Annotated in this window: 29 protein-coding genes; 11 read left to right on the forward strand and 18 right to left on the reverse strand. The window is 42.7% G+C overall.

Translation table 11 applies throughout. The features are described 5' to 3' along the window. The first annotated feature begins 53 nt into the window (after nt 1–53). Both D2V05_RS04405 and D2V05_RS04410 read left to right on the forward strand, forming a co-directional pair. Nucleotides 54–329 (forward strand): transposase, encoded by a 276-nt coding sequence (locus D2V05_RS04405; protein ID WP_072882405.1) that lies wholly within the window; start codon nt 54–56, stop codon nt 327–329. Nucleotides 330–352: 23 nt separating this feature from the next. Next, nucleotides 353–1,171, forward strand: coding sequence for an IS3 family transposase (locus tag D2V05_RS04410; protein ID WP_119645567.1), 819 nt, complete (start codon nt 353–355; stop codon nt 1,169–1,171). 30 nt (nt 1,172–1,201) lie between these two features. Here D2V05_RS04410 and D2V05_RS04415 read toward each other — a convergent pair whose 3' ends face one another. Next, a complete protein-coding gene (locus tag D2V05_RS04415; RefSeq protein ID WP_119646328.1) occupies nt 1,202–1,627 on the reverse strand; it encodes a DUF6414 family protein in 426 nt (141 codons plus the stop codon). Between the two features lie 278 nt (nt 1,628–1,905). Between D2V05_RS04415 and D2V05_RS04420 the strand changes: the two genes are divergently transcribed. Continuing rightward, complete coding sequence (locus D2V05_RS04420) at nt 1,906–2,319, forward strand: glyoxalase (RefSeq protein ID WP_119646329.1); 414 nt, start codon at nt 1,906–1,908, stop codon at nt 2,317–2,319. Here D2V05_RS04420 and D2V05_RS04425 read toward each other — a convergent pair. Continuing rightward, on the reverse strand, nt 2,308–2,988 hold the full coding sequence (locus D2V05_RS04425; protein ID WP_119646330.1) for a DUF2461 domain-containing protein: 681 nt from the start codon (nt 2,986–2,988) through the stop codon (nt 2,308–2,310). The two genes, D2V05_RS04420 and D2V05_RS04425, sit on opposite strands and share 12 nt — an antisense overlap. 91 nt (nt 2,989–3,079) lie before the next feature. Between D2V05_RS04425 and epsC the strand changes: the two genes are divergently transcribed. From epsC to D2V05_RS04440, 3 genes are all read left to right on the forward strand, one after another. After that, the gene (gene epsC / locus D2V05_RS04430; protein WP_119646331.1) at nt 3,080–3,871 is read left to right on the forward strand and encodes a serine O-acetyltransferase EpsC; all 792 of its coding nucleotides are present in this window, start codon (nt 3,080–3,082) and stop codon (nt 3,869–3,871) included. After that, on the forward strand, nt 3,864–4,748 hold the full coding sequence (cysM, locus tag D2V05_RS04435; protein ID WP_119646332.1) for a cysteine synthase CysM: 885 nt from the start codon (nt 3,864–3,866) through the stop codon (nt 4,746–4,748). Before epsC ends, cysM begins: the two co-directional genes overlap by 8 nt. A gap of 153 nt (nt 4,749–4,901) precedes the next feature. Continuing rightward, nucleotides 4,902–5,384 carry a hypothetical protein gene (locus tag D2V05_RS04440; RefSeq protein WP_119646333.1) on the forward strand — a complete coding sequence of 161 codons (483 nt, stop codon included), beginning with the start codon at nt 4,902–4,904 and terminating at the stop codon, nt 5,382–5,384. Nucleotides 5,385–5,392: 8 nt separating this feature from the next. Here D2V05_RS04440 and D2V05_RS04445 read toward each other — a convergent pair whose 3' ends face one another. The 4 genes from D2V05_RS04445 to D2V05_RS04460 all read right to left on the reverse strand — a co-directional run bounded on the left by D2V05_RS04445 (nt 5,393) and on the right by D2V05_RS04460 (nt 11,411). Next, nucleotides 5,393–6,862, reverse strand: coding sequence for a magnesium chelatase (locus D2V05_RS04445; RefSeq protein ID WP_119646637.1), 1,470 nt, complete (start codon nt 6,860–6,862; stop codon nt 5,393–5,395). Nucleotides 6,863–6,869: 7 nt separating this feature from the next. After that, a complete protein-coding gene (locus D2V05_RS04450; RefSeq protein ID WP_119646334.1) occupies nt 6,870–8,036 on the reverse strand; it encodes a vWA domain-containing protein in 1,167 nt (388 codons plus the stop codon). Between the two features lie 117 nt (nt 8,037–8,153). Then, nucleotides 8,154–9,002, reverse strand: a complete 849-nt coding sequence (locus D2V05_RS04455) for a DUF4249 family protein (protein ID WP_119646335.1) — start codon at nt 9,000–9,002, stop codon at nt 8,154–8,156. Between the two features lie 3 nt (nt 9,003–9,005). Continuing rightward, entirely contained in the window at nt 9,006–11,411 is a 2,406-nt protein-coding gene (locus D2V05_RS04460; RefSeq protein WP_119646336.1) for a TonB-dependent receptor, read from the reverse strand. A 205-nt stretch (nt 11,412–11,616) separates the two neighbouring features. Here D2V05_RS04460 and D2V05_RS04470 point away from each other — a divergent pair, with 205 nt between their 5' ends. The 5 genes from D2V05_RS04470 (at nt 11,617) to D2V05_RS19630 (ending at nt 14,644) form a co-directional block, all read left to right on the forward strand. Continuing rightward, a complete protein-coding gene (locus D2V05_RS04470; protein ID WP_235855386.1) occupies nt 11,617–12,156 on the forward strand; it encodes an RNA polymerase sigma factor in 540 nt (179 codons plus the stop codon). Next, nucleotides 12,156–12,698 carry a hypothetical protein gene (locus tag D2V05_RS04475; protein WP_119646338.1) on the forward strand — a complete coding sequence of 181 codons (543 nt, stop codon included), beginning with the start codon at nt 12,156–12,158 and terminating at the stop codon, nt 12,696–12,698. Before D2V05_RS04470 ends, D2V05_RS04475 begins: the two co-directional genes overlap by 1 nt. After that, on the forward strand, nt 12,676–13,767 hold the full coding sequence (locus tag D2V05_RS04480) for a hypothetical protein (RefSeq protein WP_147378228.1): 1,092 nt from the start codon (nt 12,676–12,678) through the stop codon (nt 13,765–13,767). Before D2V05_RS04475 ends, D2V05_RS04480 begins: the two co-directional genes overlap by 23 nt. Nucleotides 13,768–13,838: 71 nt before the next feature. Beyond that, complete coding sequence (locus D2V05_RS04485) at nt 13,839–14,504, forward strand: hypothetical protein (protein WP_147378229.1); 666 nt, start codon at nt 13,839–13,841, stop codon at nt 14,502–14,504. Further along, on the forward strand, nt 14,504–14,644 hold the full coding sequence (locus D2V05_RS19630) for a hypothetical protein (protein ID WP_183114783.1): 141 nt from the start codon (nt 14,504–14,506) through the stop codon (nt 14,642–14,644). The genes D2V05_RS04485 and D2V05_RS19630 overlap by 1 nt, the downstream gene beginning before the upstream one ends. 26 nt (nt 14,645–14,670) lie before the next feature. Here the strand turns inward: D2V05_RS19630 and hisIE are convergent, their stop codons facing one another. The 12 genes from hisIE to hisG form a co-directional block, all read right to left on the reverse strand. Further along, on the reverse strand, nt 14,671–15,267 hold the full coding sequence (gene hisIE / locus D2V05_RS04490; protein WP_119646341.1) for a bifunctional phosphoribosyl-AMP cyclohydrolase/phosphoribosyl-ATP diphosphatase HisIE: 597 nt from the start codon (nt 15,265–15,267) through the stop codon (nt 14,671–14,673). A gap of 90 nt (nt 15,268–15,357) precedes the next feature. Next, the gene (gene hisF / locus D2V05_RS04495; protein ID WP_119646342.1) at nt 15,358–16,113 is read right to left on the reverse strand and encodes an imidazole glycerol phosphate synthase subunit HisF; all 756 of its coding nucleotides are present in this window, start codon (nt 16,111–16,113) and stop codon (nt 15,358–15,360) included. A 147-nt stretch (nt 16,114–16,260) separates the two neighbouring features. Then, entirely contained in the window at nt 16,261–16,542 is a 282-nt protein-coding gene (locus D2V05_RS04500) for a GIY-YIG nuclease family protein (RefSeq protein WP_313786745.1), read from the reverse strand. 30 nt (nt 16,543–16,572) lie between these two features. Further along, the gene (locus tag D2V05_RS04505) at nt 16,573–17,088 is read right to left on the reverse strand and encodes a DinB family protein (protein WP_119646343.1); all 516 of its coding nucleotides are present in this window, start codon (nt 17,086–17,088) and stop codon (nt 16,573–16,575) included. After that, entirely contained in the window at nt 17,081–17,812 is a 732-nt protein-coding gene (hisA, locus tag D2V05_RS04510) for a 1-(5-phosphoribosyl)-5-[(5-phosphoribosylamino)methylideneamino]imidazole-4-carboxamide isomerase (protein ID WP_119646344.1), read from the reverse strand. The genes D2V05_RS04505 and hisA overlap by 8 nt, the downstream gene beginning before the upstream one ends. A 3-nt stretch (nt 17,813–17,815) precedes the next feature. Continuing rightward, nucleotides 17,816–18,232: a GNAT family N-acetyltransferase gene (locus D2V05_RS04515; protein WP_119646345.1), complete on the reverse strand. Its 417-nt coding sequence runs from the start codon at nt 18,230–18,232 to the stop codon at nt 17,816–17,818. Continuing rightward, the gene (gene hisH, locus D2V05_RS04520; RefSeq protein ID WP_119646346.1) at nt 18,233–18,817 is read right to left on the reverse strand and encodes an imidazole glycerol phosphate synthase subunit HisH; all 585 of its coding nucleotides are present in this window, start codon (nt 18,815–18,817) and stop codon (nt 18,233–18,235) included. It lies immediately after the preceding gene. Next, nucleotides 18,817–19,953 (reverse strand): bifunctional histidinol-phosphatase/imidazoleglycerol-phosphate dehydratase HisB, encoded by a 1,137-nt coding sequence (gene hisB / locus D2V05_RS04525; protein ID WP_119646347.1) that lies wholly within the window; start codon nt 19,951–19,953, stop codon nt 18,817–18,819. Before hisB ends, hisH begins: the two co-directional genes overlap by 1 nt. Nucleotides 19,954–19,955: 2 nt before the next feature. Beyond that, nucleotides 19,956–21,002 (reverse strand): histidinol-phosphate transaminase, encoded by a 1,047-nt coding sequence (gene hisC / locus D2V05_RS04530; protein WP_119646348.1) that lies wholly within the window; start codon nt 21,000–21,002, stop codon nt 19,956–19,958. Next, nucleotides 20,999–22,282: a histidinol dehydrogenase gene (gene hisD / locus D2V05_RS04535; RefSeq protein WP_119646349.1), complete on the reverse strand. Its 1,284-nt coding sequence runs from the start codon at nt 22,280–22,282 to the stop codon at nt 20,999–21,001. Before hisD ends, hisC begins: the two co-directional genes overlap by 4 nt. 1 nt (nt 22,283) lies before the next feature. Further along, on the reverse strand, nt 22,284–22,715 hold the full coding sequence (locus tag D2V05_RS04540) for a GNAT family N-acetyltransferase (RefSeq protein ID WP_119646350.1): 432 nt from the start codon (nt 22,713–22,715) through the stop codon (nt 22,284–22,286). A 6-nt stretch (nt 22,716–22,721) separates the two neighbouring features. Continuing rightward, nucleotides 22,722–23,579, reverse strand: a complete 858-nt coding sequence (gene hisG / locus D2V05_RS04545) for an ATP phosphoribosyltransferase (protein WP_119646351.1) — start codon at nt 23,577–23,579, stop codon at nt 22,722–22,724. Nucleotides 23,580–23,718 lie beyond the last annotated feature (139 nt).

Consider the following 23,718-nt stretch of genomic DNA (forward strand, 5'->3'; position numbering starts at 1 on the left):
TGTAGATACCCCAAAAACTAGGGCAGTAAGTTTAATCATTAAATTTACTGAATATGACACGAAGAAAGTTTACCCCGAAGTTCAAGACCAAAGTGGTCCTGGAAGCCTTGAAGGAACGGCATAGCCTTGCCGAACTTGCCCAGAAGTACGAGATACACCCTACCCAGATCAGCGCTTGGAAGCGCGATTTCCTTGATGGGGCCGAGCAGGTGTTCGAATCGGGCAAGAAGGATGCCCGCAGCGAGACCGAAAGGGAGAAGGACAAACTTCTAAAGGCCATAGGCCAGTTGAAGGTCGAGAACGATTTTTTAAAGGACGCCTTGCGCTGAGACCACTCTCCGAACGCAGAAAAATGATACGCAAGGGTCATTCCAAGATGAGCATTGCAAGGCAGTGCAGAACATTGTCGGTCCATCGCTCGGGGCTCTATTACAGGCCAAGGGGCGAGAGCGAACTGAACCTGAGGCTCATGCGCGAGATGGACGAGCATTACCTCCACCATCCCTTCAAAGGGGCCAAGCGGATGCACATCTGGCTGACCAGGGACAGAGGGTACAAGGTGAGCAGGAACCGTATCGAACGGCTCTATTACAAGGTAATGGGCCTCAGGGCCGTCCTTCCGGGAAAACATACCTCCCGAAGGTGCAAGGACCACAGAACGTATCCGTACCTGCTGAGGAACCTGACCGTTGACAGGCCCAATCAGGTCTGGGCCACAGATATTACCTATATCCCCATGCAACAGGGATATCTCTATCTGGTGGCCATCATCGACCTGCACAGCCGCTATGTCCTGAACTGGAGCGTGTCCAATTCCATGGATGCCCAATGGTGCAGGGAAACATTGGAAGAGACCATAGGTGAGCACGGGACACCGGAGATCCTCAATACGGACCAGGGGAGCCAGTTCACTGCCGAGGAGTTTGCCAACTATGTTTTGGGTCAGGGAATACGCCTGAGCATGGACGGCAAGGGAAGGGCCACCGACAATGCCTTTATCGAAAGGCTTTGGAGGAATGTAAAGTATGAGAAAATCTATCTGAACCCTCCAAAGGATGGTATGGAACTCTATCTGTTATTGGCAGAGTACTTTGATTATTACAACCATGAAAGAAGACATCAGTCCATCGACTATGAAAGACCCATCGATCTATTCAAGAGAGCAGCTTGATAATTATATTGGTTTTGTAGAAAAACTGTCCTAAAGATCGGGGTATCTACACATTATATTTTTGAATCTTCCATAATCTTCAAAAGAACTCCAACCATTAGCTTTTATGTATGTATAATTTGGAACATTTCCTAAAAAGTCATTAAAAGTCGTTCCATCAGTAGTCAAAGCATTATTTAAGTCTTTTAAAACATTTTTGTCGGTCAATTTATTTTCTACCTCATTCAATAATTCGTGATAGAGTTCAATTCTTTCCGTTTTTATTGTTTTTTCATCTGCCGAAGCTCCAACTTTTGCCTTTAACAATTTTATGTCAAAACCAACTTCAGATTGAAGCCCACCTTGCTCTTCGATTGCTCGGGTTATTTCGCTTATAATACCACCACTCAACTGACTGTTAAGTGATTTTGCTTTATCATAATCGAAGTAAATTAGATCTTTTACCGAATTCATCATTTTTCTCAAATGTTACCCAACTTATATGCAGGTCTGCATTTCATTATATAGGAAATACACTGAGCGAGCCCAATATTTTGTTTTCTATAGGAATTGGCACCCCATATTGTTTAAAAGTAGGAAATAACCACTTACATTCAAATTATCAGAATAATTTCCAATTTCAATAAGTTTTGATGTACTAGGCTTCATTGGCTGTTCATAACATCGTTAAAAACTATTGCCGCCCCAAAAATTGTACGGTTTTTGAATATGTAACTTTAATAAAACTTACAGCCATGGATTCACGATCCAAGAGTCTTTTGGACATCCGTCCAGACATTCCACAGTCACATTTCAACAATGCAATGGGTTTTGATGAACGTTTTCAGAACCAAACCTTGCGGCCCGTCATCAAGCTTCAGAACTTTTTATTGGTAGAGGCTTTCAAGAACTACATCGCCAAGCACAAGGGGGCATTCCATGACCTTTCCCTTGAGAAAAAACTGCAGTTCATAGAAGGGGCCATCCAAAAGGACATCAAGTTCAGGAATTCCCTAAAGGGAATGGTGATAGGACAATTTACGGTGGAGGAATACCAAGAGTATATTTCCAATTCATCTGCCCTTAACAAGCGGATGATGAACATGGTCATCGAACGGTTGAAAGACCAGGTCCTGTTGTTGGACCATCAGGCCCTATTACAGGATTGATTCTCCGTTCAGGTTGGTGGTAAGGATGTCGCTCATAAGGTCAAAGTACGGCCTTATGGCACGATACGATTGGTCCACCTCCTCCAAAAAAGAATCGGAAAGCACTTCCTTGTCGGTCAGGTCCCTGACAAATACATATTGTTTGTGCTTGATCAGGTCAATGTCAGGATGTTCCCTATCAAAACCTTTTGGAGCTGTTTTTACGGTATCACCCTTTAGGTTGCCCCAAATAGATTTCAAGGATTTTTGTCCGATGACCTCCCTAAATTCGGAAGCATCCATTTCCAGTTCCTTGCGTATACGGAAAAGATCCTCTTTGTTCGGGTCCCAAAATCCGGTGGCCAAAAAAGACCCGCCCGGTTTTAAATGAAGATAATACCCTCCTCTCAAATGACTGCCCAATCGGGAAAAAGATCCTCCAAAGTGGGTCTTGTACGGGGTTTTGTCCTTGGAGAAACGCACATCCCTATAAATGCGGAACATTTTCATCTTTTCGATCTCGTCGTGATGGTTCAACTTGTCCTTAACAGACTCGTAAAAGGCCTTCACCGAAGCCTCATGTTTTTTGAAAACTTTCTTGTTCGCTTCAAACCACTCTTTATTGTTATTCTTTTCAAGTTGCTTTAAAAAATCAAATACTTCTTTGGAAATCGTGTTGTGGGCCGCCATATACCGATAATATGTTATTTTTAAACTAAAGTTAGCCTTTTCCCATAGGGTATGGTAAGGATTTGTCTAATTTTAAGACAATAAAAGTAGTATGGACAAGGAAAAAATTATCTCGGAGCTGAACAGGCACAAGAAGTTGCCCTATCTGGATTTCAGATTGAAGCAAGAAACAGAAGACTTTACGGATACACTTTTTTATACCTTATTTGACGCCAATACCCCAGTTGCAGTGAATCTGGAGCTGTTGGAAAACAAGTTCAATGGGTTGATCGATATGGCTTGTTGGGAATTGGAACGCCCCAGCACACAAGTATGGAACAACTATCTTTCCGAACTTCCAGGGATTTTGGAAAAATTGAACCTGGATGCGGAGGCCATTCTCAATTGCGACCCGGCTTCACTGTCCATACGGGAGATTTACATGGCCTACCCTGGTTTTTATGCCATTGCCATTTATCGATTGGCGCATGAACTTTATGTTCAGGATGTGCCGTTGATTCCAAGGTTGATGACAGAATATGCACACAGACAGACGGGTGTGGACATTAACCCCGGTGCCAAAATTGGGAAGTCGTTCTTTATCGATCACGCTACGGGTGTGGTCATTGGCGAAACCGCCATCATACACGACAATGTAAAAATTTATCAGGGTGTAACGCTTGGAGCCTTATATGTGGCCAAAAATCTGGAAAAGACCAAAAGGCACCCCACGATTATGAGCAATGTTACCATTTACGCCAATGCCACCATTTTGGGGGGCAAGACCGTTATTGGTGAAAATTCCATCATCGGCGGTAACGCCTGGGTGACCGCTTCGGTGCCACCAAATTCCACAGTTTTCCACACACCTGAAATCAAAATAAAGACAGCTCCAAATGTCTAAAAGCATCCTAGACCTTATTGGCAACACCCCTTTGGTGGAGTCCATAGTATTGAATTCCAATCCGAACGTCAAAGTACTTTTTAAGCTTGAAGGCAATAACCCTGGTGGAAGCGTAAAGGATCGCCCTGCCTACAATATGATCAAGAGTGGCTTGGAACGTGGTGATTTTACCAAGGCATCCAAATTGATAGAGGCCACCAGCGGAAATACGGGCATTGGTCTGGCAATGATCGCAAGTCTGTTCGGTTTGGATATTGAATTGGTAATGCCCGAAAACTCAACGAAAGAACGTGTACAGACCATGCGTGCCTATGGCGCAAAAGTTACCTTGACTCCTGCCGATGTAGGGATTGAAGGTGCTCGGGATTACGCTGAATCCAAAGTGAAGAATGAGGGATTCATCATGATGAACCAGTTTTCCAATGATGATAACTGGAAAGCCCATTACAAAACAACGGGGCCTGAAATTTGGAGGGATACTGAAGGACAAATCACCCATTTTGTATCCAGTATGGGAACCACAGGAACCATCATGGGTACTTCTACTTTCTTGAAGGAAATGAATCCGAATATTCAGATTGTGGGAGTGCAGCCCACGGATGAATCCAAAATACCGGGCATCCGCAAATGGCCCCAAGAATACTTGCCCAAAATCTTTGATCCAAGAAAAGTGGATACCGTAATGGAAGTAAGCGAGGCGGATGCTACCCTAATGGCCAAAAAATTGGCCAAGGAAGAAGGCATTTTTGCAGGTATGAGCAGCGGAGGTGCCGCCACTGTAGCCTTTAGATTGGCAGAAATGTTGGACCATGGAACCATTGTATCCATTGTATGTGATCGAGGTGATCGCTATCTGTCTTCCGACCTTTTCGACTGATCTAAAATCAACTTTTATTTGATGAATAATTAGGTTTTATTATCAGATTTTTCTGATTATCTGACATTGCCCACTGTTTGTCGATTAGATTAAATCCTTTCATTTTTATCTGCTTACTTTATATCAAATTAGACTCCCAAATCACAGTTTAATATGAATACAATTTCAAAAATCATCACCTGGAAAAGAAACATACTGGCTTCTTTAGCTATTTTATTGGTCTTGATTGTCCTAAATTTTTATGGTGTGTACACCAACAAATTTTATTTCCTAAAACCGGACAATTACATATTCCCAATTCTTTCCACGGTGCATTTTTTATACCTGTATGTGGTTTGGTTCAAGATTTCTGAAGAAGAATTGCCAGATCCCAAAATGCGTAATATTGAGTATGTGCTCTACGCCATCATGATTGTATACGTCTTCAAGATCTATGACAGTATCATGGTGCTCAATTCCGTTAAGGAATATAGGGAACATGTGATTCCGGCTACCTTTAAACCTATAGCTACGGTTACCTTGGTGCTCTACAGTATATTGCCCATTCTAACTATTTACACTTTTTGGCTAAGAAGGCGATATGTAGGCATCTACAACTTTGAAAACTATAACGACAACCTTAACATTTGGCAATAAAACTAAGGCTATAACCCACGAATATAGCTGCCATATAAGTCTTTGAACTGGAATCCTTGTTCAAAACGGTGTTTGCTGAGTTTTTTATGGATGACCAGTCCCCAAAGTAACAGTTCCTTCAAAAAATAGGAATCCTCTTTGGAAATTTCGGGTTGGTATTGTTTGATAAGTTGATTGAGCGGGCCAATGGAGTCGAGTTTTGATTTATAGGAAGTCTCGGATTCATCATCCAAAAGATCAAAGCCTTCGCTGTCAAAAAACCAATTGACGAGTTCATCATATTCGGTTTCCTGTTCCTTGCGCTGTAGTTTGTCTATCTTCGGAAAAAAATTGGGAAACAACGATTTGATGGCATCTTCGATCAAGGTTTCGGCCACAAAGCCTGCTCCCTCCTGCTCTCCTTCATAAACCAATTCAATTTTTCCGGTAATGGATGGGATAACTCCCATAAAATCACTCAAACGAACAGAGGTTTTAGAATCTCCTGCCAATACGGCTCTGCGTTCTGCCGTGCTCAATAAATTTTCAAAAGCGGTAATGCTCATTCGGGCACTTACCCCACTCTTGGCATCCACGTATTCGCTTTTTCGGGCTTCAAAACTGATTTGCTCTAAAAGGTCCATAGCGAGTTCTGGCACGTAAATGATATCCGATTGTCTGCTGTCCAATTGGGCCTCTTGTTTGGTGATTTTTTTGGCAATTTCCACACTTTCAGGATAATGTGTAAGAATCTGTGAACCGATTCGGTCCTTCAAAGGAGTCACGATACTTCCCCTGTTCGTATAATCTTCGGGATTTGCTGTAAATACAAATTGAATGTCCAAGTGCAGCCTCAACTTAAAGCCACGGATTTGGATATCCCCTTCCTGCAGGATGTTGAAGAGTGCCACTTGAATCCGAGCTTGCAAATCGGGCAACTCATTGATGACAAAAATGCACCGGTTGGCTCTTGGGATCATCCCAAAATGGATTACCCGATCATCTGCATAGGAAAGACGAAGATTTGCCGCCTTGATGGGGTCCACATCTCCGATCAGATCGGCTACGGTAACATCGGGTGTTGCCAGTTTTTCAAAAAAGCGCTCATCCCGATGAATCCACTCCACCGGGGTATTATCCCCGTTTTCCTTGATGAGCTCTATGGCAAATCGTGAAATGGGGTTCAAGGGATCATCGTGGATTTCCGAACCTTCCACGACAGGCATCCACTCGTCCAGCAGTTGTACCATCAAACGGGCCAATCGGGTCTTGGCCTGCCCACGGAGTCCCAATAGATTAATGTTATGTCGTGATAAAATCGCTCGCTCCAATTCTGGGATTACCGAATTTTCATAACCCCAAACTCCTTCAAAAACTTCTTCTTTTTTGGAGATTTTGGCCAAAAGGTTTTCGCGCAATTCATCCTTGATGCTTTTACTTTGGTATCCAGCCAATTTTAATTGGCCTAAGGTCTTTATTTTGGTATGATCCAATTTCATATGGTCTTTATCCTTTAATTCGTCGTTTTCTGTTCTGTTCGTAATCTTCAAATATCATTTCCCCTAATCCCTTTAACCCAGTATAAAATGCCTTGCCCTTATTCGCTTTGGTAAATTCGCGCACAAACTGCATCAAAAATGGATCTTCAGCAATCATAAAGGTGGTAATGGGAATGTGCAATTTTCTGGCCTGTTGTGCCATGGTATAACATTTCTCCACGATATAGTCGTCCAACCCCACACTGTTTTTGTAGTAACTTCCATCGGGAAGTCGGATACAAGAAGGTTTCCCGTCCGTAATCATGAAAATCTGCTTGTTTGTGTTCCGCTTTCTACGGAGTATGTCCATGGCCAATTGCAATCCGGCAACGGTATTGGTATGGTACGGACCTACTCGTAAATAAGGCAAATCTTTGATGGGAATGGGCCAGGCATCGTTCCCAAAAACTAAAATATCCAAGGTGTCCTTGGGATACCGGGTAGTTATCAATTCAGCCAATGCCATGGCTACCTTTTTCGCCGGAGTGATTCGGTCTTCCCCATATAAAATCATGCTGTGGCTGATATCGATCATCAGTACGGTGCTCATTTGCGCCTTGTACTGGGTATCCTCCACCACCAAATCTTCCTCGCTCATGGAAAAAGTGTCCAACCCATGGTTGACTTGGGCATTTTTCAAACTTTCCGTCATGGAAATATGTTCCAAGGAATCCCCGAAGCGATATTCCCTAAACTCTCCGGTATGCTCGTCTCCCCTACCCGATTTTCCGGTGCGATGGTTGCCGGAGCCACTCCGTTTGATCTTACCGAAGATTTGGTCCAAGGCGCGTTGACGCAGCATGCGTTCCAATTTGGCCGTCATGGACAGGCCTCCGTCTGCCGGATTTTCATCACCTTCTTCCCCATCATCGCCGCCCTTTTCGCCATCCATGTCAAATTCTTCGCGGATGTATCCTTTGGCCTTCAGGTCTTCAATAAAATCATCTATGGTGTAATCGTCATCGGTAAGCTCGTATTCTTTGTCCAGCTCACGGAGCCAGTCCAAAGCTTCTTCTACATCACCCGAAGTATGGGTAATCAGTTCCTGGAAAATCTCGAAGAGTTTTTCGAACGGGGTTTGGTCAGGAGCTTCGTACGTTGTAAAACGAAATCCTTTTCTTGTGTTCATAGCCATCACATAAAATTAAAGCATTTCCCTGTAACGGCGAGGGCTTTAGAAAAAACTTAACGCTACGGACAAAAAAAGCGCCGAGCCCTAGAAACCCGACGCCTGGCATCAAGCCAACCTAAACTATTCTTCTACAAAAGTGTAACTGGTCTTTACGACCTGTGTTAACCTGAAATACCCAAACGCATAGTTGTCAGGATTTGTATTATTGATACAGTTACCTTTTACGGCCACTGGGGTGGACTCAAAAAGCCCCACACCGCCCAATTGGGAGATCAAAATCTTGATATAATCGTAATAAGCCCTTGAAATCCCGTGCATTTCAATATTCACTACATCGCCGGGTTTAAAAGGTTCTGTATGGGTATCCTCATCCTTCTCGATTTCATACCACCAGTCAATCTCGTTACCGTTCACGAATTCATCCTCCCCTTCTTCCAAATCAGGCAGCAGATCACCTTCCCGCTGAAATTTTAACAGGTAGTTGTTCCCTTCTTCCTCAGGGTCGGTAAACACTACATGGACTTCCAACACTTCGTCGTCAAATCCATCTTCCCGGTCTTGAAAAACACGGGTGATGTCGGTCACAGGGGTCATGGTCTCGGTTGCGGTATACACCTCCCCATTGTATTCGATCCTAAGGGAATATGTCTGTTCCAGAACGGGTTCAAAATTCGTGGTCAGGTATTCGCCATTGCCCTGATCAGCAAAAATGTAGCTGTCGCCACTACTATTGTTCGTCACCACTACGGAGGCGCCTATTACCCCAGTGTCGGTATCGGTGTTAAAAAATGGAGTGGATTCGCGCAGGCGGATGGTCTGAATATTTCCTTCGGTTCCCTTTTCCCAATCCAAGGATGCCTCCACTACCAATCGTTTTGGGCCTTCTTGTACTTCAACATCCACTACATCTTCACAAGAGGCAAAAGCAATAATAATTACGGGCAATATGATTTTTTTCAATGTTTTCATGATTTAAAATTTAAAGTTGTAGGTCAATGAGGGTACAATGCCAAAAATGGCGGTTCGGGTGGCTTCGTTGGCCCCGGTTTCCAAGTTTTGTCCAAAGGAGATGGAAGCGGCATTTTTTCTGCTGTACAGATTATAAATACTGAGAACCCATTCTCCCTTAAAGCGTTTGTTCTGATATTTTCTTGGTTTGTAATTGACCGAAACATCCAAGCGATGGTAAGCTGGCAAACGATCCGAATTTCGGGGGGCATAACTGGCTATGGACAAATCTTCGTATACGTATTGCCCATTGGGATAAGTTACCGGTCTACCTGTTTGAAAAACCAGATTGGTCCCAAAACTCCATTGGTCGTCCAAACGATAGGCCCCCGATACGGATATGTCGTGGGTCCTATCAAAAGAAGTACTGTACCAGTCGCCATTGTTGATGCCTGGCCCACCAGCCGTTCCTCCCAAGGTCCTTTGTTCCGATTTGGAAAGGGTGTACGCAATCCATCCCGTAAAGTCGCCCTCATTCTTCCGAAGGAGGAGTTCCAGTCCGTAGGCCCGCATTTCGCCATTCAAAACTTCAGTTTCAATGGTATTTTGACCGATCAAATCGGACCCATCTATGTAATCGATTCTATTGTCCACGGTTTTATAGTAAGTCTCTACTTCCAGCGAATACATCTTGTCCGTAAAATTGCGAAAGTATCCCAACGCATATTGGTTGGACAACTGTGGCTTAATAAAGGGGCCGCTGGGGGTCCAAACATCCAAAGGAGTTGCGGACGATGTATTGGACAACAAATGAATGTATTGGGCAGTGCGGGAAAAACCTGCTTTTAGGGACGATTCCTCATCCAGAAGGTAAGCCAATGAAACCCTGGGTTCAAGATTACCAAAGCTTTTAATAACATCACTTTTAGCGAAATTGGTCTCCCCTGTTGCTTCACCCCTTTCATAAATGCCCAATTCAGGATTGTACACCACGGGCTGATCGTTTGCGTAGGTGTTTATGGGTTGTCCGCCCAATCGAGAGAAAGCACTGTATCGCAATCCGTACTGTACCGTGAGTTTAGGGCTGAGTTTGTGCTCCGCACTTAGATACAACCCACTTTCAAAGGCTTTTTTCTGGTCCAGTTTTAACGGATTTACGGGTGATGTTTCGGCGGTGGGACTTACTTCCCCAGGATTGAAATCATAATAAATACCGTTGATTCCAAAATCCAATTTGAAGGCGTCGCTTAAATAATATTTAAAGTCATATTTAAGATTATAGTTGGTGATGGAGGATACCCAATCAAATTCCTCCTGTGCGAACTCCAAGTCGTAGTCATATCGACTTAGGATGGCCGAAAGATTGGAAAACAACCGGTCGTTGAATATGTGGTTCCAACGCAGATTACCCGTGGAATTCCCATAACTACTATCAAAAGTGTTGCCCAGTTTAAAGGCATCGCGGCCAAAATAACCACTCAAAAAAAGCTTGTTATTACGATTGATACTGTAATTGGTCTTGAGGTTCAGGTCGTAGAAACTGACACTGTTTTCTTCTCCCGCAGCCTTGAGCAATAGATCAACATAGGACCGGCGACCGGCGACTAAAAAGGAACCGTTGTCCCCAAAAATAGGCCCTTCTGCCGTCAGTCGGCTCGAAATAACCCCGATACCCCCGTTCAGTTCAAAGTTTTTGCTGTTCCCATCTTTCTGTCGAATGTCCAATACGGAAGATACCCTGCCCCCAAAGCTAGCCGGAATACCGCCTTTGTAGAGTTTCATATCTTTAATGGCATCCGCATTGAAGACCGAGAAGAACCCAAACATGTGCGAAGTGTTGTAAATAATGGCCTCGTCTAGCAGCACGAGGTTCTGGTCCTGTGCGCCGCCCCTCACATGGAACCCTCCGGTCCCCTCTCCGTTATTGGTAACGCCGGGTAACATTTGAAGGGATTTCAGCACATCCAATTCCCCCAAAACCACGGGCATTTGTTTAACGGTACCTATATTCATCTTCACCACACTCATTTCAGGTTTTCGCAATATGGCTCGTTCCGGTTCGTCTGCGGTGACGACCACTTCATCCAGTTCGGTCGAGAATTCGGAAATTTCCACATCGTTTTTAATGTCGTGGTCCAAATGGATCTTCATTCGGATTTCGCTATATCCCATGTATGAAATGCTCAATATATACTCGCCTTCCGGTGCCGTTACGGAATAAAATCCATATTCATTGGTGACCCCACCAATGGTAGTGCCGTTCAAGAACACGGAAGCACCGAATAGGGTCTCCCCATTGCTTTTGTCGGTAATGGTGCCGCTAATGGTGTGGCTGGTCTGGCCTATGGCAAGGATACAGCCCAAAAAGAAAAACCACAGCAACCAAACGGTACATTTGATTGCTGGGTCCAATTGTGATTTACTGTTCATTTTTTGATGTTTTGATGGTTGTACTTGAAATTTTCACCATCATAGACAGGTCAAAAAAGGAAGGGTTGCATACACTGGCTTTTTTATGGGATCTTTCTTTTCATATTTTACAATCGATAGATTTTTACAAGTTTTTTTTCTTCATGGTGCAACCCTTTACTTTTGCGGTTGTCTTTAGCAAGAGACAAGGCATCAACCTAAACTATTGGAAACCGACATCCGATTTACGCATAAGGCCATAGTGGAGCAATGCAAAGCCGGCAATAGCAACTCGCAATACGAGCTGTATTCCTGCTATGTGGATGCTATGTACAACGTGGGGTTCCGCTTTTTGGGCAATGCGGAAGATGCCGAGGATATTGTACAGGACAGCTTTGTGGATGCCTTTAAAAATCTGGACAGCTTTAAGTATGAAAGTAGTTTTGGTTCATGGTTGAAGCGGATTGTCATTAATAAAAGTATTAACCACCTAAAGGCCAAACGTATACCCGTGGTACCGATGGAAGCCCATGAGTTCCATTTGACGGATGACGAACCTGTAGAGGCCGAGGCAACGGATATAAATAAAGTGAAGAAGGGTATCGCCCTGCTCCCGGACGGTTACCGGGAAATCATCAATCTGTATTTGATTGAAGGATATGACCATGTGGAAATTGGGGAGATTTTGGGTATTTCTACCAGTACCTCAAAATCGCAATACCACAGGGCCAAGAAAAAATTATTGGAAATCATCAATGAACTGTAATGGACAATTTTGAAAAACATATTAGGGACCATGCAGCACAATTCAACGAACGAAGGGCGGACAAGGACAAAATGTGGGCCAAGATTTCAGAAGAACTGCATCAAGAAAAACCCAAGGTAATCCCTCTCTGGAAAAGACCCGTGTTTCGCGTGGCTGCTTCGGTGTTATTATTGTTGGGCATTGCTTCTTTTTTTGGACTGGCAGTGTTGAACAACAGTGCCAACAAAACACAGTACGCGTCCAAAGAATTGATGGAAATAGATATGTATTACAAGGATTTGGTCTCCTACCAAGTGCAGTTGGTAAAGAACAACCGGTCCCTTTCCGAAGAAAACAAAGCAGAGTTCCTGTCCTTCATGGATGAACTCGACGCTGAATATGAAGTCCTTAAGAAGGAAATGCAAAAAAACCTTGACAATGAACGAGTGCTGGAAGCCATTGTGGGCAACTACAAGAAGCGTATCGAGCTCATTGAGAATTTGTTGCACCAATTAAATGAATCTAAAAAACCGGATGAAGATGATTATGGATACACGTTATAGAAAGGTCCTATGGATGGCCTTGCTGCTGATTTCGGTGCATTCTGCCAGGTCACAGGAAAAGGTATATAAAACCATTGAAAAGAGTTTCCCGTTCACGAACTCGGGCGAGTTTCAATTGGAGAACAAATATGGGAACATTACGCTTAAGGGATGGGACCAGAACAAAGTTCTGGTGAACATTTCGGTTACGGTAAACCATCGTAAAAAGGAGAATGCAGAGGATTTACTGGAGCGTATCAACCCAAAGATCAAAACCAGTAACGGCTATATTTCCATTGTTTCGGAAATCGCCAATAAAAATACAGGATGGTTTGCCGATATTTTAAATAAGGCCAACCCCATTGACTTTGATCGCAGCCATGTACAAATAGATTATGAGGTCTACCTTCCTGCAAAGGCCGGACTCAAGATCACCAACCGTTTTGGGGATGTGGTCATTGAAAATTGTATGGGAACCCTCAATACCTTGATCGAGCATGGTGACCTGTGGATCGGGGAAAATCTGAACAAGGCGGATATTGTTTTGAGGTATGGGAAAGTCCGTGCCAAGGATTTGAATTATGCGGATATAGACTTGAAAATTGGGGAATTGAACATGGAAAATTCCAAAAACCTACGTTTGCGAAGTGATGGTACGGAAATCCATGCCAATTTGGTGAATTCCTTGGAAGTGTATTCGAACAAAGACCATATCGCTATAAACGAAGCAGGATCTCTATTTGGAAACTTGGAATTCACCACATTCAAATTGGAACGGTTGACGGGCGATGTGGATATGAATATGAAGATTGCGGATTTTCAAGTGTATGCCATCACAAATCCATCTGCTGCAATAGCCATACAGCAGGAATCTGCGGATATCACGCTAACGGTTACCCATTTCTCCCACCGCTTTACGGCAACCTTGGAGCAAGGTGTGGTACGCTTGCCTAAATCTTTTGAGAACGTCAGCTCCGAAATGTTGGACAAAGGCCGCAGGCTTCGAAAAATTGATGCCACTTATGGAAAGGAACGGAAAGGGAGTATTTCCATACAAGGGGAAAAGGGAATTGTGACCATAAACAATTAAAAAAACACGAAATGCAACCTTTTGCCAAATACATTGTCTTTAAAACAGAATCAATCAGAAAATCAATAAAAATGAACAATCAAAAAACAACTTCCTTACTTTTTTTCCTATTGCTTGGTATGATGGGGTTCGCCCAAGATGATGACGGACAATACATTACATTCAATGATCGAAAGAATGTGGTGCACGGTGTCTATCTCGGGTTATCCACCTACTTTGGTGAAATTGAGGGAGAGGACACTTACATCGGAGGATTAAAAGTGGCCTATGTGGCCAACAGACAGTTTGAAGTAGGTTTTATGGCCAACATACTGTATTCCGAGCAAAACATCTTCAATCCGAGAACCAACAACAACGATGATATTGTCGCCATATACGGAGGACTTCATTTGGAACCTATATTGTTTGGCAAGAACAGGGTAAGCCTATCCTTTCCTATACTGGTCGGTGGTGGTGGTGTGGGCTATGTGGACCATAATGCCGTAGTGAATGATGAGAACGTCGATTTGGATGATGATGATATTGATGCCGTATTTGTATTGGAACCGGGTATGAATATATTGTTCAACCTCTCTCGGTACGTTCAATTGGAGGCCGGTTTCAGGTATAGAATGTCCAGCAGGATTGAATTGGCACAAAGCCCAGTGGATAGGATCAGTGGTTTTTCTGGTGGCATTGGGGTAAAGTTGGGTGTTTTTAATATGGGTCGTAACCGCTACAAAAAACATTTGGACTGATGAAAAAGAAGAGTGTGAAAAAAGAACCCATTGAAATTCAACTGGTTTACACCCAGAACAATCAGGTCTTCACAAAGAACGACCAAGAAGAATGGTTACCGGTTTCATTTCAGTGGGTTACGATTCCATTTTCAAAATGATTGGGCCGACCGATGAGTGTCTCACACTAATGCCTTCTTTCTAGGACATTGGAAATATCATCCAATGTATAGCCTTTGGCCTGCAACAAGATCAAATAATGGAACAAAAGATCGGCACTCTCGTTCAAGAAAAGGTCATCATTGGCGTCCTTGGCCTCAATGACGGTTTCCACGGCTTCCTCCCCCACCTTTTGTGCTATTTTGTTGATGCCTTTTCGGAACAATGAAGCTACATAACTATCAGGGTTGTCCTGATTATTTTTTCGGGATTCTATAATCTTTTCCAAGGCGGATAAAAAGCCGTAAGCTTGGGCATTTTCTTCTGCCCAACAGGTATCGGTTCCTTTGTGACAGGTGGGCCCAACGGGATTTACAAATACCAAAAGGGTGTCGTTGTCGCAATCCACTTTTATATCAACCAGGTTCAGGAAATTTCCACTTTCTTCGCCTTTGGTCCAAAGGCGTTGCTTGGACCGACTGAAAAAGGTCACTTTTCTACTCTTCTGCGTTACGTCAAAAGCTTCTTGGTTCATATAGCCCAGCATCAATACGGTTTTGGTCTTCGCATCTTGAATGATAGCGGGCACAAGACCATCTGGGTTTTTGGTAAAGTCAATTTTCATCTGTTCTTTTTAATTTGTTTTTAATGGTCAGATGCAATGCCACATTATTTCGGCTGATAAACCTAATCAGGTGTGAGGGCATTTCATATCTTAAATTCTAACGGGAATCCCTTCCCTCTTCAATTCGTTCTTTAAAACTTGTATTTCAATTTCCTTAAAATGAAAAACGCTGGCTGCCAGGGCAGCATCGGCTTTCCCATCTATGAAGGTATCGGTAAAATGGGAAATGGTTCCGGCACCCCCTGAGGCAATGATGGGAATGTTCACCAATTTGGACAATTGCGCCAAAGCCTTGTTGGCAAACCCATTTTTGGTGCCATCATGGTCCATAGAGGTGAATAATATCTCCCCTGCTCCTCGTTCTTCCACTTCTTTGGCCCAATCAAATAGATTGATTTCAGTTGGAACTTTACCACCTACCAAATGTACTTTCCAGACACCATCAACCTGTTTGGCGTCAATGGCGACCACGATACACTGGGAACCGAATTTAGCCACCAACTCATTGATGAGTTCCGGTCTTTTTACCGCTGAGGAGTTGATAGAAACTTTGTCCGCGCCATTCTTGAGTAATATATCCACATCCTCCACCGAAGAAATGCCCCCACCCACCGTAAACGGAATGTTGATGGTCTCTGCTACGTGATAGACCAATTCCGCCAAGGTCTTTCGTTTTTCCTCAGTGGCCGAAATATCCAAAAAGACCAATTCGTCCGCCCCTTCTTTAGCATAAATGGATGCTAATTCCACAGGATCTCCAGCATCTCGGAGGTCCACAAAATTGACACCTTTTACGGTGCGTCCGTTTTTGATGTCCAAACAAGGAATGATTCGTTTTGTAAGCATAATTTATCGTCACCCTAGCATAATATAGGGGTCTTGTTTGATTTTAATTTATGTTATGCGATGCCGAAACAAGTTCGGCATGACGTTTTCTTCGAAAACCATCTTTGAATTTTAATCGTCACCCTGAACTTGTTTCAGGGTCTCATTTTAATAGTCCAGTGCTTCTAATGTTGGATTCTGTTCTTTAATCAAGTTAACTTTCCAGTCGTGGTGCCAGTTTTTTAATTGTTTTTCTCTTGTAATAGCCTGATTAATATCAGAATAAACTTCAAAGTACACCAAATCAATAACATTGTACTTCACTGTAAATTTTGAGGCAATTCCTTCTTTATGTTCCCCCATTCTTTTGGCCAGATCTGAAGTGATTCCAATATAGAATGTTGTTCTGAACTTGTTGGTCAATATGTAAACAAAACTCTGATTCATCATTTATGATGTCCAAACAAGTTCGGCATGATGTTATTCGTTCTTCACATTCAGGTCTACCCCATCATAAAAACCCAAATTTTTGTTTTCCAATATTTTGGTCCAAAGGGCAATCTGTCCTGTGTGGTATGATAGGTGCTCTGTAACATGGATAATGTTCCCAACCCCTGAAAAATTAAACCCTTGAACGGAACGTTTCCGGAGCAATTCCTCCAACGGAGCCTCATAAAAGGTTCGTTTGGCCTTATCCACGGTATCACTAAGCTTTTTGAACAATTCCTCTTTTGAAAATCCAGAGGTTGCTGAAAATTCCTCATCCCGCTTGCGGTTGTCTTCTTCATTCTTGATGGAAGCAATCCCGTATTGAGTGATATTTCCACATAAATGCAGCATCAAATTTCCAATGCTGTTGCTGGATTCGTTCGGTTTCTGCCAAATTTTGTCTTCGGGTAATTTGTCCAAACAAATTTTGATCATACGAAGGCTTTCGTTCATCCGATAGCCCACGTTCCAAGTCAGTTCATCCTGAAGTTGCTTTTCCTTATCCATTTTCAAGAATATATTGTTCCAATTGTTTTAAACTGATTCTATTTTCATAAATGGCCTTGCCAATTATGGTGCCCTCACAACCAATTTCAGCCAGTTTTGGGAGTTCGTCAAAGGTGGAAATACCTCCACTGGCAATCAATTTCAAACCCGATTCGGTTTGGGACAGAATCTTTCTGTATAAATCGAAAGAAGGTCCTTGTAACATCCCATCTTTGCTAATATCAGTACAAATGACATACTGAATGCCTTCCCTCTGATAGTTCTGTATAAAAGGTATTAATTCCTGTTCGGATTCTTCCAACCAACCTGAAACCGCTACTTTTTCATTGTTGGCATCGGCTCCCAAAATGATTTTTTCTGCTCTATAAGTCTTTAACCATTCCAAGAAAATTTTCCTATCCTTCACGGCTATACTTCCCCCGGTAATTTGGGAAGCCCCACTTTCAAAGGCAATTTTTAGGTCTTCGTCCGATTTAAGACCTCCGCCAAAATCAATTTTAAGGCTGGTTTGGGAAGCAATGCTTTCCAAAACCTTATGGTTTACGATGTGCTTGGATTTTGCGCCATCCAGATCTACTAAATGAAGGTATTGAATGCCGTGTGCCTCAAATTGCTTTGCAACCTCCAAAGGATTTTCATTATAGATTTTTTTGGTCCCGTAATCCCCTTTGGAAAGTCGGACACATTTCCCTTCAATGATGTCTATGGCAGGAATCAATCTCATACGTTAATCATATTTGGCTCGGTCAATAGCTAACCACATTTCTGAATCCCCTACTCTTTTAAATCCGAATGCTTCATAAAAACTATGAGAATCCTTCGTCTTTAAGGCTACCGTTTTAACTGTTTGAATATCTGTTCGTTCCAAAATGTGTTTCACCAACATTTTACCCAATCCTTTGCCTTTATAGGGGTCGAATATGACCACATCCATAATATAAGCGAATATCAAGGAATCTGTCAATAATCTGGCAAAACCAACTTGTTCATCCTTATCGGAATAAACACCAAAACAGACGCATTTGTCAATGGTCATCAAGGTTTGGTCCATAGTCCTGCCACCACCCCAATAGGTAGCGGTGACTTCCTTGTGAATCTTTGGAACATCCAATTTTGTTCTGTCCTCGGAAATATAAAATTCCATTTAAATGAGGGTTAAAAAATTATTTAAAATGGCACTTCCCACATCACTGCTCTTTTCTGGGTGAAACTGAACCCCATAAAAATTATCTTTTTGAAGGGCAGCACTGTAGTCCAATCCATATTCAGAAGTTGCAATGGTTTCCTTGCCCTTTGGGGCATAAAAACTGTGCACCAAATAGATATAGGACTTATCTGGAATACCCTTGAACAAATCTGTTTTTAAATCCGTGATCTGGTTCCAGCCGATTTGCGGCACTTTTACTCGGTTTGAAAATTTCTTCACATCTAGGTCAAAAATCCCAAGTCCACTTGTATTTCCCTCTTCTGATGAATGGCACATAAGCTGCATGCCCAGACAAATGCCCAAAACCGGTTGCTCCAATTCCGGGATGAGGGTATCCAATCCACTGGATCTCAATTTTGCCATGGCTGAACTGGCCTCTCCTACACCAGGGAAAATCACCTTGTCCGCTTCTTGGATTTCTTTGGCATCATGGGACAACACCGCATCATAACCCAACCGTTTCATGGCAAAAATGATACTTTGGATATTCCCCGCACCGTAGTCGATAATCACTATTTTCATTACAGCATTCCCTTTGTTGATGGCAAAACCATTTTTTCCACATCCCGTTTTACCGCCATTTTGATGGATTTTGCAAATGCCTTGAAAATAGCTTCAATTTTATGATGCTCATTGGTGCCTTCTGCCTTGATGTTCAAATTGGCCTTGGCCCCATCAGAGAACGATTTGAAGAAATGTAAAAACATTTCTGTAGGCATTTCACCAATTTTTTCCCTTTTGAACTCCGCATCCCAAACCAGCCAGTTCCTTCCTCCAAAATCTATGGCTACTTGAGCTAAACAATCATCCATGGGCAAACAAAACCCGTAGCGTTCAATGCCCAATTTGTTACCTAAAGCTTTGGAAAACACTTCGCCCAAAGCAATGGCGGTATCCTCAATGGTATGGTGTTCGTCTACCTCCAGATCGCCATCGACTTTTATGGTAAGATCCATTTGTCCGTGACGGGCCAATTGGTCCAACATGTGATCAAAAAAGGCCAATCCGGTTTTGATGTCGCTTTTCCCGGTACCGTCCAAATTTAACTTGATTAGGATATCTGTTTCGTTGGTTTTTCTACAGATTTCAGCAACACGATTTTCCAGTTTCAAAAACTCATAAATCTTTTCCCAATCATTGCTTTCCAAGGCAATGTAGGAACCCAGTTCTTCTCGTTTCACCGTGATTTCTCCGGTTCCCAAATGGGTTTCATCATTGATATAGATGCCTTTTGCCCCAAGGTTTTTGGCCAATTCCACATCGGTCAATCGGTCACCGATCACAAAAGAGTTGGCAAGATCGTACTCTTCCGAAAAATAGGATGTGAGCATTCCGGTTCCCGGTTTTCGGGTCGGGGCATTATCCTTCGCAAAAGTTTTGTCGATAAAGACATTATCGAAAACAACACCTTCAGCTTCAAATGTGTTGACAATGAAATTATGTACGGGCCAAAACGTGTTCTCGGGAAAAATGTCGGTTCCCAAACCATCTTGATTGGTTATCATCACCAGTTCATAATCCAATTCCTTCGCAATTTTCCCCAAATAGGTGAAAGCCTTTGGATAGAAGATCAATTTTTCAAAAGAATCAATTTGTTCATCAATGGTTTCCTTAATAATGGTTCCATCACGATCAATGAATAGTACTTTTTTGCCCATGTTTATAGTTGCTTTAAAATGGCTATCAATGCTTTGTTTTCAGTTGGTGTCCCTACCGTAAACCTTAAGGTGTTCTCACATAGAGGTTGGGTGCTGCGGTTTCGCACCACCACATGTTTCTCGAGTAATTGCTGATAACGCTTATCGGCATTATCTACCTTGGCGAGTACAAAATTGGCATCCGAGGGGAATAACTTTTCCACAAAATCTAAGTTTTGTAAAGCTTGCTCCAGATTTGCACGTTCTTCCAAAATTTGAACCACTTCCTGTTGTACCGCATCCTCGTTCAAAACCCGTTGCAAAGCTTTTTGTTGGGTCAATTGGTTGACATTATAAGGTGGTTTGATCTTATTCAAAATGGAAATAATCGCTTCCGAAGCATAACAAATACCTAACCGGATTCCCGCCAAACCATAGGCTTTGGACAAGGTTTGGGTAACAATTAAATTTGGGTATTTTTTCAAGCTATTCAACCAACTTTCTTGGCCTGAAAAATCAATATAGGCCTCGTCAATGACCACCAATCCGTTGAAGGATTCCAAAAGCTTTTCAATGCCTTCCTTTTTAAAGGAATTCCCTGTAGGATTATTGGGTGAGCAAATAAAAATCAGTTTGGTTTGTCTATCCACGGCATTCAAAATTACTGGGACATCCGGTTCAAAATCGGTAGTCAACATAACTTCCCTATTTTCCACGGCATTGATTCCTGCCAATACTTTGTACATGCCATATGTAGGTGGTAGGGTGATCACATTGTCTTGATTCGGTTCACAGAATGCCCTATAAATCAAATCCAAAACCTCGTCGCTGCCATTGCCTAAAAGCATGTTGGTTTCTGATACCCCTTTCTGTTCTGCAAGAACCGCTTTCAAGCTTCTTTGGTATGGGTCCGGATATCGGTTGACCCCATTATCAAAGGGATTTTCGTTGGCATCCAAAAAAATCATGGTGGACCCATCGGAAACATATTCATCCCGTGCCGAAGAATATGGTTTTAGGGCTTTTACAGAATCCCTAACTATGCTATTTATGTTGAAGGTTTGTGTCATTTCAAACTTTTTAAACGAAGTGTCACTGCATTTTTATGGGCCTGCAAACCTTCGGCCTCTGCCATCCATTCTATGGAAGGGCCAATGGCTTCCATTCCCTCTTTGGATATTTTTTGAAAGGTCATGCTCTTCGTGAAACTGGCCAGGTTCACACCACTATACTGTTTGGCATAGCCATTAGTGGGCAGTGTATGGTTCGTCCCTGAAGCATAATCCCCAGCACTTTCAGGAGTATAATTGCCAATGAATACAGAACCGGCGTTTTGTATCCGTTGAAGGTAAAACGCCTCATTTTTCACACAGACAATAAAATGTTCTGGGCCATATTCATTAATTAAATCCATGGCCGATTCATCATCTTTTACCAAGATCAACTTGCTATTCTCAATAGATTTTTCTGCAGTGGCTGCTCTGGGCAATACTTTTATTTGAGATTCGATTTCCTTTTCAACAGCATTCATCAATTTTTCGGATGTGGAAACCAAGATCACTTGACTGTCAACCCCATGCTCTGCTTGGCTCAACAAATCCGAGGCGACAAAAGCGGCATTGGCAGAATCATCAGCTACAACGAGAAGCTCACTTGGTCCGGCCGGCATGTCGATAGCAATTCCATATTTTGTTGCTAATTGCTTGGCAACCGTTACAAATTGGTTACCGGGTCCGAATATCTTATACACATTGGGTATGGTATCCGTTCCAAAGGTCATCCCAGCAATAGCTTGAATACCCCCTACTTTGAAAATTTTGGTTACCCCGCAAAGTTGAGCGGCGAACAAAATGGTCGGGTTTACGTTACCTTTTTTATCTGGTGGCGTGCACAAAATAATTTCCTCACAACCCGCCAGTTTTGCCGGAATAGCCAGCATTAAAATGGTCGAGAATAAGGGAGCCGTGCCTCCTGGAATGTAAAGTCCCACTTTTTGGATGGGCCTTTTTTCTTGCCAACACAACACCCCTGGCATCGTTTCCATTTCTACTTTGGCCGTTTTCTGGGCGGCATGGAATTTTTCAATGTTGGATTTTGCCAAGGAAATGGCCTTTTTCAAATCGTTCGAAACCGAATCGACCGCTGTTTGAATTTCCTCGTCAGTCACCAAAAGAGAATCCAATTGCACATGGTCAAACTGGTCTGTATACTTTTTGATGGCCAAGTCCCCTCCTTTTTGAACCGCTTCAAAAATGGCCTCCACTGTTTTCTCTATGTCGGCAACCGTTTGGGTAGGTCGTTTGAGAATCTCTCCCCAATCCTGTCTATTTGGATAATAAATCTTGTTCATTTCAATATATTTTGATCAAGTGTATGCCCAAGGCTTCATATCCTTGATTCTCCCAGAATTTTTTGCCTCTTACATTTTTGGCATAGCAATTCACTTCGGCACGATCACAACCAATTTCTTTAGCATAGTCGTTTAAGAAATTCAGCATTAGTTCACCTATACCTTTTCCTTGATATTGAGGTGAAATGATAACATTATCAGGCTCCACGTGTTTACCGGAATATAATTTGTTCAATACCCAAACCCCGCAAATGCCTATCAATTCTTCTTGGTCGTACACCCCGATGCATTTGTACCCCATCGGAATCATTTCATTCAATCGAGCTTGTAGCACATCCATGGGAATGGTTTCCCTGTTCAGGATATAGGCCAGCGGAAGGATGCTGTTGAGCTTTTCCGTTGGTATCCATTTTATGGTGAATTGAGGTTCCATTGTTATTTACATTACCATTTTTTCGATAGGACAAACCAAAATTCCCTCTGCCCCAGCCTGTTTCAAGGCATCGATCACTTCCCAAAAAGTGTCCCTTTTGATGACGGAGTGCACGGAACTCCACCCTTCTTCCGCCAAAGGCAAAACAGTGGGGCTTCGCATCCCTGGCAAAATGGAAATGATCTCATCCAATTTGTCATTTGGGGCATTCAATAAAATGTATTTGTTCTGTCTTGCCTGAAGTACCGATTGTATCCTGAATTGGATTTTCTTCAGGATTTCCCTTCGTTCTTCGGAAATCTTTGGGGAAACGGCCAAAACCGCTTCACTTTTTAAAATCACTTCTACTTCCTTCAAATTGTTTTTGAACAAAGTGCTTCCGCTTGATACAATATCACAGATACCGTATGCCAAACCGATGTTCGGTGCAATTTCCACGGAACCATTGATCAAGTGCAGATCAGCGGTAACGCCTTTGGATTTCAGGTATTCGTTCACAGTATTGGGATAGGAAGTGGCAATTTTCTTGCCTTCAAAATCTTTCACGGAATTATACTTTGCCCCCTTTGGAACAGCCAGTGAAACGCGGCATTTGGAGAAATTCAACTTTTCAGCCACGGCAATGTCCTTGCCTTTTTCAACCAAAACGTTATCGCCGATGATGGCAATATCCACTACCCCGTCCCTTAAATATTGGGGAATATCGCCATTACGAAGATAGAAAACCTCCAAAGGAAAGTTGGCAGCCGTTGCCTTGAGTTGGTCCTTTCCATTGTCAATGGAAATACCACAATCCTTTAGGATCTGAAGGGAGTCTTCATTTAACCGACCGCTCTTTTGTACAGCAATCCGAATTTTTGTCATGTCTTCAACTTTTGTGTTCGAAAAACCAAACGGGTACAAAAACAAAACCCGCTTGATTTCTCAAACGGGTTAGAATATATTTTATATACAACAATACATTTCTATCTCGCTTGAGGGCAAGTATAAAAATGGTGGTGAT

This window comes from Flagellimonas pelagia (assembly GCF_003584135.1).
Taxonomy (GTDB): Bacteria; Bacteroidota; Bacteroidia; order Flavobacteriales; family Flavobacteriaceae; genus Flagellimonas; species Flagellimonas pelagia.

Excerpts from the sequence above, each read along its gene's own strand:
- D2V05_RS04475 (WP_119646338.1), top strand. The coding sequence starts at position 12,156 with ATGGACAATTTTGAAAAACATATTAGGGACCATGCAGCACAATTCAAC.
- D2V05_RS04515 (WP_119646345.1), bottom strand. The coding sequence starts at position 18,232 with ATGGAATTTTATATTTCCGAGGACAGAACAAAATTGGATGTTCCAAAG.
- D2V05_RS19630 (WP_183114783.1), top strand. The coding sequence starts at position 14,504 with ATGAAAAAGAAGAGTGTGAAAAAAGAACCCATTGAAATTCAACTGGTT.
- hisA (WP_119646344.1), bottom strand. The coding sequence starts at position 17,812 with ATGAGATTGATTCCTGCCATAGACATCATTGAAGGGAAATGTGTCCGA.
- hisD (WP_119646349.1), bottom strand. The coding sequence starts at position 22,282 with ATGAACAAGATTTATTATCCAAATAGACAGGATTGGGGAGAGATTCTC.
- D2V05_RS04440 (WP_119646333.1), top strand. The coding sequence starts at position 4,902 with ATGAATACAATTTCAAAAATCATCACCTGGAAAAGAAACATACTGGCT.
- D2V05_RS04505 (WP_119646343.1), bottom strand. The coding sequence starts at position 17,088 with ATGGATAAGGAAAAGCAACTTCAGGATGAACTGACTTGGAACGTGGGC.
- hisH (WP_119646346.1), bottom strand. The coding sequence starts at position 18,817 with ATGAAAATAGTGATTATCGACTACGGTGCGGGGAATATCCAAAGTATC.
- hisB (WP_119646347.1), bottom strand. The coding sequence starts at position 19,953 with ATGGGCAAAAAAGTACTATTCATTGATCGTGATGGAACCATTATTAAG.
- D2V05_RS04450 (WP_119646334.1), bottom strand. The coding sequence starts at position 8,036 with ATGGCTATGAACACAAGAAAAGGATTTCGTTTTACAACGTACGAAGCT.
- hisC (WP_119646348.1), bottom strand. The coding sequence starts at position 21,002 with ATGACACAAACCTTCAACATAAATAGCATAGTTAGGGATTCTGTAAAA.
- D2V05_RS04415 (WP_119646328.1), bottom strand. The coding sequence starts at position 1,627 with ATGATGAATTCGGTAAAAGATCTAATTTACTTCGATTATGATAAAGCA.
- D2V05_RS04500 (WP_313786745.1), bottom strand. The coding sequence starts at position 16,542 with ATGATGAATCAGAGTTTTGTTTACATATTGACCAACAAGTTCAGAACA.
- D2V05_RS04455 (WP_119646335.1), bottom strand. The coding sequence starts at position 9,002 with ATGAAAACATTGAAAAAAATCATATTGCCCGTAATTATTATTGCTTTT.
- D2V05_RS04405 (WP_072882405.1), top strand. The coding sequence starts at position 54 with ATGACACGAAGAAAGTTTACCCCGAAGTTCAAGACCAAAGTGGTCCTG.
- D2V05_RS04460 (WP_119646336.1), bottom strand. The coding sequence starts at position 11,411 with ATGAACAGTAAATCACAATTGGACCCAGCAATCAAATGTACCGTTTGG.
- D2V05_RS04410 (WP_119645567.1), top strand. The coding sequence starts at position 353 with ATGATACGCAAGGGTCATTCCAAGATGAGCATTGCAAGGCAGTGCAGA.
- D2V05_RS04445 (WP_119646637.1), bottom strand. The coding sequence starts at position 6,862 with ATGAAATTGGATCATACCAAAATAAAGACCTTAGGCCAATTAAAATTG.
- D2V05_RS04480 (WP_147378228.1), top strand. The coding sequence starts at position 12,676 with ATGATTATGGATACACGTTATAGAAAGGTCCTATGGATGGCCTTGCTG.
- hisG (WP_119646351.1), bottom strand. The coding sequence starts at position 23,579 with ATGACAAAAATTCGGATTGCTGTACAAAAGAGCGGTCGGTTAAATGAA.
- D2V05_RS04425 (WP_119646330.1), bottom strand. The coding sequence starts at position 2,988 with ATGGCGGCCCACAACACGATTTCCAAAGAAGTATTTGATTTTTTAAAG.
- D2V05_RS04540 (WP_119646350.1), bottom strand. The coding sequence starts at position 22,715 with ATGGAACCTCAATTCACCATAAAATGGATACCAACGGAAAAGCTCAAC.
- cysM (WP_119646332.1), top strand. The coding sequence starts at position 3,864 with ATGTCTAAAAGCATCCTAGACCTTATTGGCAACACCCCTTTGGTGGAG.
- hisIE (WP_119646341.1), bottom strand. The coding sequence starts at position 15,267 with ATGAAAATTGACTTTACCAAAAACCCAGATGGTCTTGTGCCCGCTATC.
- epsC (WP_119646331.1), top strand. The coding sequence starts at position 3,080 with ATGGACAAGGAAAAAATTATCTCGGAGCTGAACAGGCACAAGAAGTTG.
- D2V05_RS04485 (WP_147378229.1), top strand. The coding sequence starts at position 13,839 with ATGAACAATCAAAAAACAACTTCCTTACTTTTTTTCCTATTGCTTGGT.
- hisF (WP_119646342.1), bottom strand. The coding sequence starts at position 16,113 with ATGCTTACAAAACGAATCATTCCTTGTTTGGACATCAAAAACGGACGC.
- D2V05_RS04420 (WP_119646329.1), top strand. The coding sequence starts at position 1,906 with ATGGATTCACGATCCAAGAGTCTTTTGGACATCCGTCCAGACATTCCA.